Here is a 14,908-nt window from a genome sequence, read left to right on the forward strand (position 1 = left end):
CACCGGCCGGCCGGCAGCCCGCCGGATCGGGCGCGCGTCGTCCGCGTCCTGGCGGTCCTGGCGATGGCGCTGCTGCCGTGGCTCGTCGCGCCGGGCGAGGTGCAGCCGGACACCAAGATCGACCTCACGCTCTCCCCGTGGACCTACCTGGCGCGTTCGGTCGACGCGTGGAACGGGCACGCGGGCCTCGGAGAGCTGCAGAACCAGGCCTACGGCTACCTCTTCCCGATGGGCCCCGTCTTCGGCATCGGCCACTCCCTGGGTCTGCCGGCGTGGGCGTGCCAGCGGGTCTGGTGGACGATCCTGCTGCTGGTCGCGTTCCTCGGCGTGCAGCGACTCGTTCGCGAGCTGCGGCTGGCGGGACCGTCCGTCGCGCTGCTCGCGGCAGCGGCATACGCGCTCTGCCCCCGCGTCCTGACCCTCCTGGCCGAGAACTCCAGCGAGGCGTGGCCGATGGCGGTGGCACCGTGGCTGGTGCTGGCGGCCCGGCCGCTCCTGCGTGCCGAGCTCGACCGGCGGGGCGTGCTGCGGTCGGTCGCGGCCAGCGGATTGCTGGCCGCCGCCCTCGGCGGGGTCAACGCCGCCGCGTCCGGGCTGATGCTGGTCATCCCGTTCCTGTTCCTGCTGACCCACCCGCAGGGTCGTCGCCGCATCGGGTGGTGGGTGCTCGGCGTCCTGGCCGGCGCGTTGTGGTGGCTGCTGCCGCTGCTCGTCCTCGGCGGATACGGCTACCCGTTCCTGGACTTCATCGAGACGGCCTCGATGACCACGGCGGTGACCTCCACGCCGAACGTGCTGCGCGGGAACTCCGACTGGATCGCCTACATCCTGGACTCGGCCGGACACCCGACCTGGCAGTCGGGGTGGACGAGCGCACAGTCGCTGGTGTCGATCGTGGCGACCAGCGCCGTGGCGGGCATCGGGCTCGTCGGGGTGGCCCGGCTGCGCTCCCACCTCGGCCGGTTCGCGCTGCTGAGCGTCCTCGTCGGCACGGTGTTCATGACGATCGGGCACCACGGCGTCGTCGGCAGCCCGGTGGCGGGACAGGCGCGTGCCCTGCTCGATGGATCGCTGGCGCCGTTGCGCAACGTGCACAAGGCCGACGCGCTGATCCGGCTGCCGGTGGTGCTGGGCCTCGCGGTGGTGCTGGACCGGCTGCGCCGTTCCCGCGAGGTGGCCGCACGTCTCACCGCCGCCGCCCTCGTCGTCCTCGTCGCGGCGGCCATGACCCCGATCTGGCAGGGCCGGCTCGCCGACTCCGGCGGCTATCGCGCCGTCCCGGCGTCCTGGTCGGTGATGGCGCACCGCATCGATGCCGCGGCCGAACGGGCCGGCGGCAGCACGCTGCTCTTCCCCGACGCGCGCACCGCGACGTACGACTGGGGCACCACCAGCGATGACCCGATGAGCGCGCTCGCGGCCTCCCCGCTGGTGTTCCGGGCCGCGGCACCGCTGGGGGAGCCGGGCGCCACCCGGATGCTCGACACCGCCGACCAGCTCGCGTCGTCCGGGGAGGTGCAGCCAGGTCTCGCGGCGGGCCTGGCCCGGATGGGCATCGCGCGCATCGTGGTGCGGCACTCGATCGCCTCCACCGTCGGCGCGCAGCCGTGGTCCCTGGTGGAAGCGACGCTGCGCCGGTCGCCGGGATTCGCGTACGCCGGGTCCGCCGGCACCGGCACCGACCGCCTGACGCTCTGGACGGTGAGCGGGTCGCACACCGTCGCGGCGTACGCACGGGACGACGACCTGCGGGTGGTCGGCGGCCCGGAATCGATCTTCGACCTGGCGACCGTCGGCGCGCTCGCACCGGACCAGGGGGCGCAGATCGTGGGGGGCACGACGGCCGTGGGTGCGACCGTGCCGAACGTCGTGACCGACTCGCTGCGGTGGCGCTCGTACAACAACGGGGTGTCCGCCGCCGACGGTTACAGCCCGACGCTGACCCGTGCCGACCGGACACCGGACCACATCGGCGCCCGGGACCTGCCGCCCGGCGGCGACCCCGCGAACCAGCCGGTCCGCGAGCTGATCGGGATGTCCTCGTGGTCGGCCTCGTCCTCGGGCGCGGACCCGACCGCCCGGACCTACGCCGGACCGGGCGCCGGCATCGCCGCGGCCTTCGACGACGACCCGGACACCGCCTGGCGCACCGGCGACCACGAGTCGGACGCGAGTCTGTCCTTCACCCCGACCTCGCGGACGCCGCTGCGGGAGGTCGACGTCGACCTCGCCTCCGGGCCGGGGCTGGACCGGGTCGGCTCCGTGCGCGTGTCGGTCGGAGCGGTGCACGGCGCGACGGTGCGGGTGGCACTCGGTCAGACCGCGCTGCGCCTGCGACTGCCACGCGCCGCGACCGGCGCCGTGCGCATCGACCTGAAGGTCGCCGGCGCCGCCACCGACCCGGTCATCGGTCTGACGCGGGTGTCCGTGCCCGGGCAGCAGCTCGGCAGCATCATCTCGCTGCCGGGTCGGGTCGACCCGACGCGGACGTCGGTCCTGCTGCGGCGCGACCCGCGGGAGCACAGCACCGCCGCGACCCAGGGGGAGGACCCGACGACGCTGCGTCGCAGGGTCACCTTCTCGCGGTCCGGTCAGGTCGTGCCGAACGTCTGGGTCCGCTCCGCCGCGAGCGGCGCCGGTGCACTGCAGCTCGCGTGCGGCCAGGCGGGCGTGCTGCGCATCGGCACGTCATCGGTGCCGCTGCGCCTCACGGCGTCCGCGGCGCAGGTCGCGCAGGGCGAGCTCCTTCGTGCGCAGCCGTGCGCGACGTCGGCGGCGGTGGCCGTCGGGCCGCAGACGGTGTCCGTGGCGCCCGGGGACGGGGTGCGCGCGGAGCTGGTCTACCTGCGGCGGGACTCATCCGCAGGGGTCGACGCCGGCGCGTCGATCCCTGCCCGGGCCTACGGTGCTCTGCGATCCGGGGACGGCACCGTCCGGATCGGTGGGGGAGGCGCGCGGGCGGTGGCGCTGACCGAGGGCTACAACCGCGGATGGCACGCCTCGCTCGCCGGCCGCTCGCTGCCCGCGATGCGGGTGGACGGCTGGCGGCAGGGATTCGTGGTGCCGGCCGGCGCGGCGGCGACCCTGCACGTGACGTTCGGGCCCACGCGCTGGCAGCGGGCCGGACTGATCGTCGGCTCGCTGGCGGTTCTGGCGCTGGCCGTGCTTGCGGTGGGCAGCCGCCGACGCGGGCGGCGGGCCGTGGCCGACGCACCCGACGTGACGGACCCGTCGTACGACGGTGCGGCACCGGGCCCGACGCGCGTCACCGTGATGGCCGCGGTGCTGTCGGTCGGGGTCGGGGTGCTGATGAGCGGGCTCGCCGGCGTCGTCGTCGGGGCGCTGTGTCTGCTGGTGCCGCGGCGGCTGGTCGGGTGGGGGATCGGCGGGTCGATGGCGGTCGCCGGGGTCCTGCTCGCCTCGCTCGGTGTGGTCGACCAGAGGTCGGCCGGGGCGATCCTCGGTCAGCTGGCCGGCACGGTCACGGCGTGCCTGCTGGCGCGGTGTCTTGCCGGGGTGCGGACCGGGTCCGGCGATGGGCCTGCGCCAGCACCGGCCGCTCCACCAGGCCCACCGACACCCGCGCCACCACGATCGTCAGCGCCGTCACCGCGACCAGCGTCGTCGTGAACGCACCGGTGAACAGGGCCCTGGACGTCACGAGGTAGACCACCTGCAGAGCGAGTACGTGCCACAGGAAGACGGGGTAGGACGCGTCACCCAGCCAGCGTGCGGCGGGCGATCCCGCCACCGCCCGCGCCACGGTGCCGCGCACCGGGCTGGTCGCCGCCAGCACCAGCAGCGCGGCGATGCCCGTGTAGAGCAGCTCCTTGACGACGGCCTGCGCCGGAGTCGGCGCGTGGAGGTCGACCGGTCCGGCGAGGGGAGTGGCGGCGAGCAGGAAGAGCAGTGCGGCCCCGAGGGCGACGACGCCCGGGTTGGTCCGCGCGAAGTCCAGCCAGCGGCGTACCGGGCTCGCCAGCGCGGACGGCCCCGTCTCGGTGAGCACGGCGAGCGCGGCGCCCGCGGCGAACCACCCCGCGTGGCCCAGCACCGACGTGGCGAGCACTCCCGCGCCCGAGTGCGGATCGACGCCGGTCCACGCGGCCGAGGCGCCCTGGGCGCACAACCCCGCGAGCAGGGTCGCGCCGAGCACCGGCCATACCCGCCGGGGGCGGCGGGCCAGCCGTCCGAGCACGGTGCCGATCACGGGCACCAGCACGTAGAAGGTCACCTCCGTGGTGAGGCTCCAGGTCTGCGAGAACGACTGGTAGGTGTGGCCGGAGCACCCCTGCAGCACCAGCACGTGCAACACGACGTCCAGCGGCGATCCGACGCCCCCGGTGCGCACCGGGGCAAGGGCCGCGACGAGGAGGACGGCGGCCAGCGCGACCCAGTAGGCGGGCAGGATGCGGGCGGCCCGGCGTACGGCGTACCGGCGCAGATCCGGGGTCGATCCGCCCGTCAGCCCGGCACGCAGGAACGGGCGCAGCAGCAGGAATGCCGAGATCGCGAAGAAGACCGCGACGCCCGCGTCACCGCGTGCCAGCAGTGGCCCGGAGACGTCCAGGTGGTCGGCGCCCGTCCAGAAGGCGACGTGCGTCAGCACGACCAGGGCGGCCGCCAGCGCGCGCAGCAGGTCGAGCATCCGGAAGCGCTGCACCTGGTGTGACCCCCATTACTCTCCAGTAGTCTGCTCGGGCGTCCACGGTGGGCGGCCTCGTCGTACGGGGTATCGCCACCCCGTCGCGCACCCGCCCGCACCCGGTGCGGGCAGACACCACGCCCGAGGAGGCTAACCGCCGATGACAGTCGAGGGGATCGTCCCCACCGATCCGTCGGCGCTCGACGCGACCCGGCCGGTGCTGAGGGCCCGCGCGCCCCTGCGGATCTCGTTCGCCGGCGGCGGCACGGACGTCTCGCCGTTCCCCGAGCGCGAGGGCGGCGCCGTCCTGTCCGCGACGATCTCCAGCTTCGCGTACGCAACGCTGCGACCGCGCCGGGACGGCCGGATCACCGTGCAGTCGCTGGACTTCGGCACCTCGATCGGCTTCGACGTCGACGACCCTGTGGAGTTCGACGGCGAGCTGGACCTGCCCAAGGCCGCGATCGCCCGCATCCGCGACATGGGCGGCGCGATGCCCACCGGCGGTTTCGACCTCTTCCTGCACACCCAGGCGCCCCCCGGGTCCGGCCTCGGATCCTCCAGCGCCGTCATGGTCGCCGTCATCGACCTGGTCGCCCAGCACTGCGGTGTCGACCTTACGCCGTACGAGATCGCCGAGCTGGCCTACCGCCTCGAGCGCGAGGACCTCGCCATCCCGGGCGGATCGCAGGACCAGTACGCCGCGTCGTTCGGCGGGTTCAACTACATCGAGTTCCGGCCCGACCAGGTGATCGTCAACCCGTTGCGGGTGCGGGACGCCACGGTGCACGAGCTGGAGCACAACATGCTGCTGGCGTTCACCGGGCGCACCCGGGTCAGCGACCACATCATCGCCGACCAGCGCAGCCGCTACGAGACGGGCAACGCGGACGCGCTCGAGGGCTTGCGGGCACAGAAGGAGCTGGCGGAGCTGATGAAGGTCGCGCTCGTGCGCGGCGAGGTCGACCACTTCGGGCGGCTTCTCGGCCAGGCCTGGGCCGAGAAGCGCAAGATGTCGTCACGGATCAGCACCCCGCTCATCGACGACGCGGTCACGGCCGCACTGGGGTGCGGGGCGCTCGGCGGCAAGGTCACCGGCGCCGGCGGCGGCGGCCACCTCATCTTCGTCTGCGAGTTCGAGCGCAAGCACGTCGTCGCGGACACCCTCCTCGAGATGGGCCTGACACTCTCGGAGATCACCTTCAGCAAGGACGGCGTGACCACATGGAGAGGCCAGCACTGATGGACGTGTTTCATCCCCTGCACGAGGCGAGTGAGGGCGACGTGCGCGCGGCGGTGCACCGCCGTCTCGGCGAGGGTGCCGACGCCTGGGCGGCGCTGGCCGTCGCTCTGCGGGAGCCGACGCTGGAGGGCGAGGTGCAGGCGGCGGGCACGGCGCTCGTGCAGGCCCTCGTCGCCGGAGGCACGCTGCTCGTGGCCGGCAACGGCGGCAGCGCCGCGATCGCCAGCCACGTCGCCGCGGAGTTCATCGGCAAGTGCATCCACGACCGTGAACCCCTGCCGGCGGTGAACCTCGCCGAATCGTTGTCGTCGGTCACCGCCGTCGGCAACGACTACGGCTTCGACCAGATCTTCCGCCGCGGCGTCGCGGCTCTGGGTAGGCGCGGTGACGTGCTGCTCGCGATGAGCACCAGTGGCACCAGCCCGAACGTGCTGCAGGCGCTGCTCCTGGCGCGCGAGCGCGGCCTGCTCACGGTGGCCCTGACCGGCGCCAAGGGGAGGGCCTGCGCGGCGCGGCGGACCACGTGCTCGTCGTACCGTCCGCGGACACCCCGCGCATCCAGGAGGTGCACATGCTGTGGACCCACGCTTGGTGCGAAGCGGTCGACGTGCTCGCGAATCCCGAGTCGGCACACTGAGTCACAGGTGTGCGCCGCGCGGCTGTGGGACGTGTGACACACCTCGCATTTTTCCTGCTACTCTCCGGTAAGTTTTGTCAGCCCCTGCCACGGAGGTCCTCGTGCGGAAGTCCGCCATCGTCATCGGTTTCGGAGCGTTTTTCCTGACCTTGGCGCTGCTCTTGCAGTTCTATGCGTTCGACAAGTTGACTGTGATCCCGGCCGACACCAACACGCAGCAGGTCCTCTCCGACAACAACGCCAAGTTCTTCGACGCGGACACCCTGTCCTTCAAGCAGGGGACCGTGACCACCCGGCAGACGGTCGTGGCCGACAAGAAGGCCTCCGACGCGGAGGGCAAGAACTCCATCGTGCTGGACATCAACCAGTCGACGGACAACAACAACCAGGCGCCCCCGATCGACGCGTTCACCTCGCACTTCGCGCTGAACCGGCACACCGGCAAGGTCATCGACTGCTGCAACGACAACATGAACGGCAAGCCGGTCCAGCACCAGGGCTACACGGTGAAGTTCCCGTTCGGCGCCGGCAAGGGCAGCTACCCCTACTGGGACAACACCCTGCAGAAGCCCATGACGATGACGTACGCGGGCACCGACAAGATCCGCGGCCTCTCGGTCTACCGCTACCACGGCGTGGTGCCCCAGACGACGTACACCAAGCAGGCCATCCCCGGCTTCGTCTTCGGCGGTGCCAAGGACAGCCCCGGCGTGAACGCGGACCGGGCCTACGCCAACGACCGCACCATCTGGGTCGAGCCGCAGACCGGCGCCTTCATCAAGGTGGAGGAGAAGGAGGTCGTGACGCTCACCGACCCCGCCAACGGCAAGTCGGTCAAGGGCATCGACACCGACCAGGTCATGAACGACGCCACGGTCAAGGCGAACGTCGATGAGTACAAGGGCAAGGCCAGCCAGCTGAAGCTGCTGAAGCTCATGCCGTGGGTCCTCGGCGTCCTCGGTCTCATCCTGCTGGTCGTCGGCATCGTGCTGCTGCTGATCGGCGGCCGCGGTGACCGGGCGGAACGCGCGGACGACACGGAGGTCGACAACGACAACCGTCGCGGCGCTCGGCACGCCGAGGGCGACGGCGACGACTACGCGAGGGCCTGATCGCACTGATGCGGGCTGTCGTCACCGGTGGGGCCGGTTTCCTCGGATCTCACCTGTGTGAGGCGCTGTTGGCGGACGGCGCGGAGGTCGTCGCGGTCGACAACCTCTGCACCGGACGCGCGGCGAACGTCGAGCACCTGCACGCGACGGGGCGGTTCACCCTGCTGGAGCGTGACGTCAGCCATGGGTTCGAGGTCGACGGGCCGGTCGACCTGGTGCTGCACTTCGCCAGCCCGGCATCGCCGATCGACTACCTCCGGATGCCGATCGAGACACTCCTCGTCGGATCGCACGGCACCCAGCACGCCCTCGAACTGGCCCGGGACAAGTCGGCCCGGTTCGTGCTCGCGTCGACCTCCGAGGTGTACGGCGACCCGCTGGTCCACCCCCAGCGCGAGGACTACTGGGGGCACGTCAACCCGGTCGGTCCGCGCGGCGTCTACGACGAGGCCAAGCGCTTCGGCGAGGCGCTCACCCTGGCCTACCGGCAGACCCACGGCGTCGACACCGGCATCGTGCGCATCTTCAACACCTTCGGTCCGCGGATGCGGCCCGACGACGGGCGCGCCATCCCCAACTTCGTGCGCCAGTCGCTGGCCGGCGAGCCGGTGACCGTCTCAGGCGACGGGTTGCAGACCCGGTCGATCTGCTACGTCGACGACCTCGTCGCGGGCATCCTGGCGATGGCCCGCAGCGATCACTCGGGGCCGATCAACATCGGCAACCCGCACGAGATCTCGATGGTCGATCTGGCCAACTGGGTCGTGAAACTGGCCGAATCCGACTCCCCGGTCGTGCACATCGCGCGTCCGGTCGACGACCCCACGGTGCGCCGCCCGGACACGAGCCTGGCGCAGGAGATCCTGCACTGGTCGCCGAAGGTGCCCATCGAGGACGCGCTGCAACTGACGATCGCGTGGTTCCGCGCACACGCCACCACTACGCCACCGCTGTCGGCCGAGGCCACCCAGGAGATCCTGGCCGGGCCGGATCACCCGACCGTCTGACCTCTCACGGCGCGGGTAACAGGCGCTGCGGTCACTTTCCTACGTGTCGCGTACGTCGGCCGCGTGGGTTTTCGGCGCTGCGGTCACTTTCCTACTGCGGGTGCCGGATTTCAGGCGGCCTGGACCAGGGACGCTGCCGTCGGGTGCCGCTGCCGGGCGTCGCCTGGATGGGTTGCCCCATACAGGGGCCCACGCGGTGCCCTCCCGCCGGTCCGGGGGACGTCGCCGCTCTGCAAGGGCCCACGCGGTGCCCTCCCGCTGCGAGGTGCGGGTTCTTGGCGGCGCGGTCACTTTCCGACACGTGCGGCGGGGGAGCGGCGGTCCAGGCGATCGGGTCCTTTCCGGGCGCCTGAAAACGAGACCTAAGAGCGCAAGCCGACGGCACGGTCACTCTCCCGCCGGCTGCAGAAGACTGACCTCAGCGCGACGGGAGACGCGACACGAAGATCGCCGTACCGGGCAGGATCTCGCCGCGAGTCGGACTCCACCCGCCCCACACCTGGTGATTGTCCTCTGGCCACTCCGGCTCGATCAGGTCCTCCAGCACCAGTCCGGCAGCGCGCAGTTCCCGGACCCGGTCGCCCAGCGTCCGGTGATGCTCGGCATACGTCAGGGTCCCGTCCTCGTCGGTCTCGACGTACGGCGTGCGGTCGAAGTAGGAGTGGTAGGCGCTCAGACCCTCCGGTCCCGGCACGTCAGGAAACGCCCAACGCACCGGATGCGTGGTGGAGAAGACGAACCGTCCGCCGGGTCGCAGCACCCGCGCCGCCTCGCGCATGACTGCCTGCGAATCGGCCACGAACGGCACGACGCCGTACGCCGTGAAGACCAGGTCGAACGACGCGTCAGCGAACGGCAGTGCCGTGCCGTCGCACAGCACCAGGGGCAGCGCCACATCGTGCTGGTCGTTCAGGGCTGCGGCGCGGGACAGCATCCCGGCGGACAGGTCCGTCGCGACGACCCGACCGGCATGCCGGGCAGCCCAGCGCGACCCCTGCGCGGCGCCGGAGCCGATCTCCAGCAGGTCGGCGTCCGCGAGCGCCGCCGGATCGCCGAAGACCCGCAGATCGCTCTCGCTCCAGCCCTCCGGGCCCCACACCAGGTCGGTGTCGCCGAGGAAGGCGCCATGCTCGGCGTAGTAGGCGTCTGCCTCGCCGTCCCACCATCCGCGGTTGGCGCGGTTGTGTTCCTGCCCTATGGCGGCGGACCCCCGTTTTGACCGTCCTGTGCGCTGCTCGATAGAGTGTTCGAGCGCATGACTGTGCCGCGCGCCGTACCTTCGCCAGACCGATCCATCGCATCGCCGGGAGCGATCCCGGAAATCACCGGATCTTCCTCTGACCCAGGCGTCTCGCGTCCGCTCATGTTCGTGTCTTCACTGTTCGTCCGCACACTCCGACTATCACCCACCCGAAGGTTTCCTACTACATGACTGCCACCACCACCTCACCGATCGCGATCAACGACATCGGATCGGAAGAGGAGCTGCTCGCCGCGATCGACGCGACGATCAAGCACTTCAATGACGGAGACATCGTCGAGGGTGTCATCGTCAAGGTCGACCGGGACGAGGTCCTGCTCGACATCGGTTACAAGACCGAGGGCGTCATCCCCTCCCGCGAGCTCTCCATCAAGCACGATGTCGACCCCGGCGAGGTCGTTTCCGTGGGCGACGAGATCGAGGCCCTTGTCCTGCAGAAGGAGGACAAGGAGGGCCGGCTGATCCTGTCCAAGAAGCGTGCGCAGTACGAGCGCGCCTGGGGCACGATCGAGAAGATCAAGGAAGAGGACGGCGTCGTCACCGGCACCGTCATCGAGGTCGTCAAGGGCGGTCTCATCATGGACATCGGCCTGCGCGGCTTCCTTCCCGCGTCGCTGGTCGAGATGCGTCGTGTGCGCGATCTGCAGCCGTACGTCGGCAAGGAGATCGAGGCCAAGATCATCGAGCTGGACAAGAACCGCAACAACGTGGTCCTGTCCCGCCGTGCGTGGCTCGAGCAGACCCAGTCCGAGGTCCGCACCTCCTTCCTCAAGGAGCTGCAGAAGGGCCAGGTCCGCTCCGGTGTGGTCTCCAGCATCGTCAACTTCGGTGCGTTCGTGGACCTCGGCGGCGTCGACGGTCTGGTGCACGTCTCCGAGCTGTCCTGGAAGCACATCGACCACCCGAGCGAGGTCGTCGAGGTGGGCCAGGAGGTCACCGTCGAGGTGCTCGACGTCGACATGGAGCGCGAGCGCGTGTCCCTGTCGCTGAAGGCGACCCAGGAAGACCCGTGGCAGCACTTCGCCCGCACCCACTCGATCGGTCAGATCGTGCCGGGCAAGGTCACCAAGCTGGTGCCGTTCGGTGCGTTCGTGCGCGTCGAGGACGGCATCGAGGGTCTGGTGCACATCTCCGAGCTCGCAGAGCGTCACGTGGAGTTCCCCGAGCAGGTCGTCACCGTGGGCCGCGACGTCTTCGTCAAGGTCATCGACATCGACCTGGAGCGTCGCCGTATCTCGCTGTCGCTGAAGCAGGCGAACGACGACGCCGCCGGTGCCGCCGAGTTCGACCCGACCCTCTACGGCATGGCCGCGGAGTACGACGACCAGGGGAACTACAAGTACCCCGAGGGCTTCGACTCCGAGACCAACGAGTGGCTCGAGGGCTTCGACGCGCAGCGTGAGAAGTGGGAGAAGCAGTACGCCGAGGCGCACGCCCGCTACGAGGCGCACCAGGCGCAGATCGAGCAGGCACGCAAGGACGACGCCGACGCCGCCGCGGGTGCCGCGACCGGCACGTCGTACTCCTCGGACAGCGCCGACGACTCCTCCGACGACGAGGGCGGCTCGGCCACCCCGTCGAGCAGCAGCAGCACTCCGGCCCCGGCCGAGGGCACGCTGGCCTCGGATGAGGCGCTGGCCGCTCTGCGCGAGAAGCTGACCGGCAACTGATCGCAGTTCTCGGGCCCTGCGGCCTGAGATGAAGGGCCCCGTCGGAACATCCGACGGGGCCCTTGCGCGCCGCTCACGATTTCCCAGGGTGCCGTGCCCTGGTCGACTAGTGTTCGCTTCGTGGTCACCAGGTCGACGAAGACTGGCTCATCATGACGAGCGCTGCGGCACCCCCCGCCCCGGTCGGCGACCCGCCGCGCCGTCGTGGCCGACCGATCGGCGAATGGGGCCTGGCGGGGTTGCTCCTGCTGCCGAACCTGGCCCTGCTGGTGATCTTCACCTACCGGCCGCTCCTCGACAATGTGCGGCTGTCCTTCACCAGCTGGAACATCTCCGCACCGGTCGCGCACTACATCGGGACAGCCAACTATGTGCACTGGTGGCACGATCCGAACTCTCACGAGGTGCTGCGCAACACCGTCATCTTCACGGTGGCGACCGTCGGCGTGTCGATGGTGCTCGGCCTGGCGCTGGCGATGCTGCTCGACCAGAAACTGCGTGGTCGCAACATCGTCCGCTCGGTGCTCTTCGCCCCCTTCGTGATCTCCGGTGCCGCCGTCGGCCTCGCGTTCCAGTTCGTCTTCGACCCCAACTTCGGGCTGGTCCGCGACCTCGGCCACCGGGTCGGCATCACCGTGCCGGACTTCTACCAGCAGCCGCACTGGGCGCTGTTCATGGTGACGGTCACCTACATCTGGAAGAACCTCGGCTATACCTTCGTCATCTACCTGGCCGCCCTGCAGGGGCGCCGGGCCGACCTGGACGAGGCTGCCGAGATCGACGGCGCGTCACCCTGGCGCCGTTTCACCAAGGTGCTGCTCCCGCAGTTGCGGCCGACGACCTACTTCCTGTCGATCACCGTGCTGCTGAACTCGGTGCAGGTCTTCGACATCGTCAACGTCATGACGCGCGGCGGGCCGCAGGGTTACGGCACGGCGACCATGGTCTACCAGGTCTACAAGGAGACGTTCGTCAACAACCAGGCCGGGTACGGCGCGACCATCGCGACGATCATGTTCGTCTTCCTGCTGGTGATCACGTTGGTGCAGGTGCGGTTGATGGACAAGGGGCGGCAGTCATGAGCACGATGACCAGGCGCATCCGCAGCAGGCGCAGCGAGGTCCACAACGCCGAGGCGATGAGCCACAGCGGCCCGGCCCTCAAGACGTTCGGCTACCTCGCCATGATCGTGACGGTCCTGATCGTCGCGGTGCCGCTGTTCTGGATCGTGGTGACGTCCTTCAAGGAACGTCCCGACATCTTCACCCAGCCGGCGCAGTGGTGGCCGAGACATGCCACCACGGACGGCTACCACAACGCCGTGTTCGGCATCCCGTTCGGCGACTACCTGCGCAACTCGCTGATCATCACGGGGATCCTGTCGACCACCAAGATCATCCTCGGCGTGATCTCCGCGTACGCGCTGTCCCTGTTGCGCTTCCCGGGCCGCAACCTGGTCTTCATCGTGGTCATCGCCGCCCTGATGGTGCCCAACCAGATCACCGTCATCTCCAACTACGCGCTGGTCAGCCAACTGGGTTGGCGCAACACCTACCAGGGGATCATCATCCCGCTCGCCGGCGTCGCGTTCGGCACGTTCCTGATGCGCAACCAGTTCCTGTCGATCCCCACCGAGATCATCGAGGCCGCGCGACTGGACGGCGCTGGTCCGCTGAAACTGCTCTGGCGGGTCGCGCTCCCGATGTCCTGGCCCACCCTGGTGGCGTTCTCGATCATCACCGTCGTCAACGAATGGAACGAGTACCTCTGGCCCTTCCTGATGTCCGACGACTCACGCACCGGCACTCTGCCGATCGGCCTCACGTTCCTGCAGACCACCGACGGGATCACGAACTGGGGCCCGGTCATGGCTGCCACCGTCCTCGCGATGCTGCCGGTCCTGGTCGTCTTCCTCGTCCTGCAGCGCCACATGATCAAGGGCCTGACCGCCGGTGCGGTCAAAGGCTGACCCGAAGATCCCTCAGAAAGAGAGACACCACATGACTGACATGACTCGCCGCGGACTGTTGACCGCGGCCGGCGGAATCGCGGTGGCCGGCGGCCTCGCCGCGTGCGCCGGGACGGGCAGCAGCACGAGCACCAACAGCGGCAGCGGCGGAGGAGGCGGGAGCAGCAACCAGATCGAGTTCTGGAGCAACCACCCCGCCATGTCCAAGCCCACCGAGCAGAAGCTGATCGCCCAGTTCGAGAAGAAGTACCCCAGCCTGAAGGTCAAGCTCGTCGACGCCGGCAAAAACTACGAGGAGGTCGGCCAGAAGTTCAACGCGGCCCTTGGTGGAGGCAACCAACCCGACGTCGTCGTGGTCTCCGACGTCACGTGGTTCAACTTCGCACTGAACAAGAGGCTCGCGAACGTCGCCGCCCTGCTGTCGGCCAACGGCCTCAGTTCCTCCGACTACGTGGACTCGCTGTACGCCGACTACAACTTCCAGGGCAGTGAGCACTACGCGCTGCCCTACGCCCGCTCCACGCCGCTCTTCTACTACAACAAGGACGTCTGGAAGAAGGCCGGCCTGCCCGACCGCGGCCCGACGGACTGGGACGAGTTCACCTCGTGGTGCCCCAAGCTGCAGACGGCACTGGGCTCCGGCAAAGCGCCGATCATCCTGGACGACGGATCGGACTACCTGGACTGGACCTTCCAGTGCATCGCCTGGTCCTACGGCGGCGGTTACTCCGACAAGTGGACCCCCACCTTCTCCGAAGCCGGCACCGTCAAGGCCGGTCAGGTGCTGCAGGGCTGGGCGAAGAAGAAGTACCTCAAGACCTCGGCCGACTCCCAGAGCGACTTCTCGGCGGGTCTCGGTGCGGTGCTGCTCGAATCCACCGGTGACATCTCCGGCATCCAGAAGGACGGCAAGTTCGAGCTCGGCGTGGCGTATGTGCCGGCCCCGAACGGCATCAAGACGTGTCCGACCGGTGGCGCCGGCCTCGCGATCCCGCAGGGCATCTCCGATGCGCGCAAGAAGAACGCCATCAAGTTCATCGAGTTCATGACCAACGCCCAGAGCACCATCACCTTCAGCCAGGCGACCGGTTACATGCCGGTGCGCAAGTCGGCGCTGAACGATTCGGCGGAGAAGGCCTACCTCGCCAAGAACCCCGAGTACGCCCTCGCGGTGACCCAGCTGCCCAAGACCCGGCCGCAGGCGTACGCGCGCGTCTTCGTCCCCGGTGGCGGCGCACGGATCGGTCAGGCCCTGGACAAGATCGTCGCGGGTTCGGACGTCACCTCGACCTTCAAGGCACTGGACGCGTCGACCACCGCTGCGTACAACACCCAGGTCAAGCCCCTGTTGAAGGCTTGATCAG

General features: G+C 69.8%; 10 protein-coding genes and 1 pseudogene. 9 read left to right on the forward strand and 2 right to left on the reverse strand.

The window, feature by feature from the left end; genetic code table 11:
- Positions 1–63 precede the first annotated feature (63 nt).
- Positions 64–1,947: pseudogene (locus LVQ62_RS11810) on the forward strand (alpha-(1->3)-arabinofuranosyltransferase family protein); the annotation flags it as partial.
- Between the two features lie 1,534 nt (positions 1,948–3,481).
- Here the strand turns inward: LVQ62_RS11810 and LVQ62_RS11815 are convergent.
- On the reverse strand, positions 3,482–4,663 hold the full coding sequence (locus tag LVQ62_RS11815) for an acyltransferase (protein WP_233761825.1): 1,182 nt from the start codon (positions 4,661–4,663) through the stop codon (positions 3,482–3,484).
- Positions 4,664–4,805: 142 nt separating this feature from the next.
- Between LVQ62_RS11815 and LVQ62_RS11820 the strand changes: the two genes are divergently transcribed.
- The 4 genes from LVQ62_RS11820 (at position 4,806) to LVQ62_RS11835 (ending at position 8,644) form a co-directional block, all read left to right on the forward strand.
- A complete protein-coding gene (locus LVQ62_RS11820; protein WP_233761826.1) occupies positions 4,806–5,888 on the forward strand; it encodes a GHMP kinase in 1,083 nt (360 codons plus the stop codon).
- Positions 5,888–6,562: an SIS domain-containing protein gene (locus LVQ62_RS11825; RefSeq protein WP_233761828.1), complete on the forward strand. Its 675-nt coding sequence runs from the start codon at positions 5,888–5,890 to the stop codon at positions 6,560–6,562. The genes LVQ62_RS11820 and LVQ62_RS11825 overlap by 1 nt, the downstream gene beginning before the upstream one ends.
- Before the next feature lie 64 nt (positions 6,563–6,626).
- Complete coding sequence (locus LVQ62_RS11830) at positions 6,627–7,637, forward strand: DUF3068 domain-containing protein (RefSeq protein ID WP_208052024.1); 1,011 nt, start codon at positions 6,627–6,629, stop codon at positions 7,635–7,637.
- An 8-nt stretch (positions 7,638–7,645) separates the two neighbouring features.
- Positions 7,646–8,644, forward strand: coding sequence for a UDP-glucuronic acid decarboxylase family protein (locus tag LVQ62_RS11835; RefSeq protein WP_233761830.1), 999 nt, complete (start codon positions 7,646–7,648; stop codon positions 8,642–8,644).
- Between the two features lie 418 nt (positions 8,645–9,062).
- On the opposite strand, the gene LVQ62_RS11840 is transcribed toward LVQ62_RS11835, so the two are convergent.
- Positions 9,063–9,743, reverse strand: coding sequence for a class I SAM-dependent methyltransferase (locus tag LVQ62_RS11840; RefSeq protein WP_370639618.1), 681 nt, complete (start codon positions 9,741–9,743; stop codon positions 9,063–9,065).
- A 329-nt stretch (positions 9,744–10,072) separates the two neighbouring features.
- Between LVQ62_RS11840 and rpsA the strand changes: the two genes are divergently transcribed.
- The 4 genes from rpsA (at position 10,073) to LVQ62_RS11860 (ending at position 14,904) form a co-directional block, all read left to right on the forward strand.
- The gene (rpsA, locus tag LVQ62_RS11845; protein ID WP_208052022.1) at positions 10,073–11,575 is read left to right on the forward strand and encodes a 30S ribosomal protein S1; all 1,503 of its coding nucleotides are present in this window, start codon (positions 10,073–10,075) and stop codon (positions 11,573–11,575) included.
- Between the two features lie 152 nt (positions 11,576–11,727).
- Positions 11,728–12,657, forward strand: coding sequence for a carbohydrate ABC transporter permease (locus tag LVQ62_RS11850; RefSeq protein WP_179480970.1), 930 nt, complete (start codon positions 11,728–11,730; stop codon positions 12,655–12,657).
- Positions 12,654–13,544 (forward strand): carbohydrate ABC transporter permease, encoded by an 891-nt coding sequence (locus LVQ62_RS11855; protein WP_233761832.1) that lies wholly within the window; start codon positions 12,654–12,656, stop codon positions 13,542–13,544. Before LVQ62_RS11850 ends, LVQ62_RS11855 begins: the two co-directional genes overlap by 4 nt.
- 31 nt (positions 13,545–13,575) lie before the next feature.
- Positions 13,576–14,904: an ABC transporter substrate-binding protein gene (locus tag LVQ62_RS11860; RefSeq protein ID WP_233761835.1), complete on the forward strand. Its 1,329-nt coding sequence runs from the start codon at positions 13,576–13,578 to the stop codon at positions 14,902–14,904.
- Positions 14,905–14,908: the final 4 nt, after the last annotated feature.

It is taken from the genome of Allobranchiibius sp. GilTou73 (genome assembly GCF_021391335.1).
GTDB lineage: Bacteria > Actinomycetota > Actinomycetes > Actinomycetales > Dermatophilaceae > Allobranchiibius > Allobranchiibius huperziae.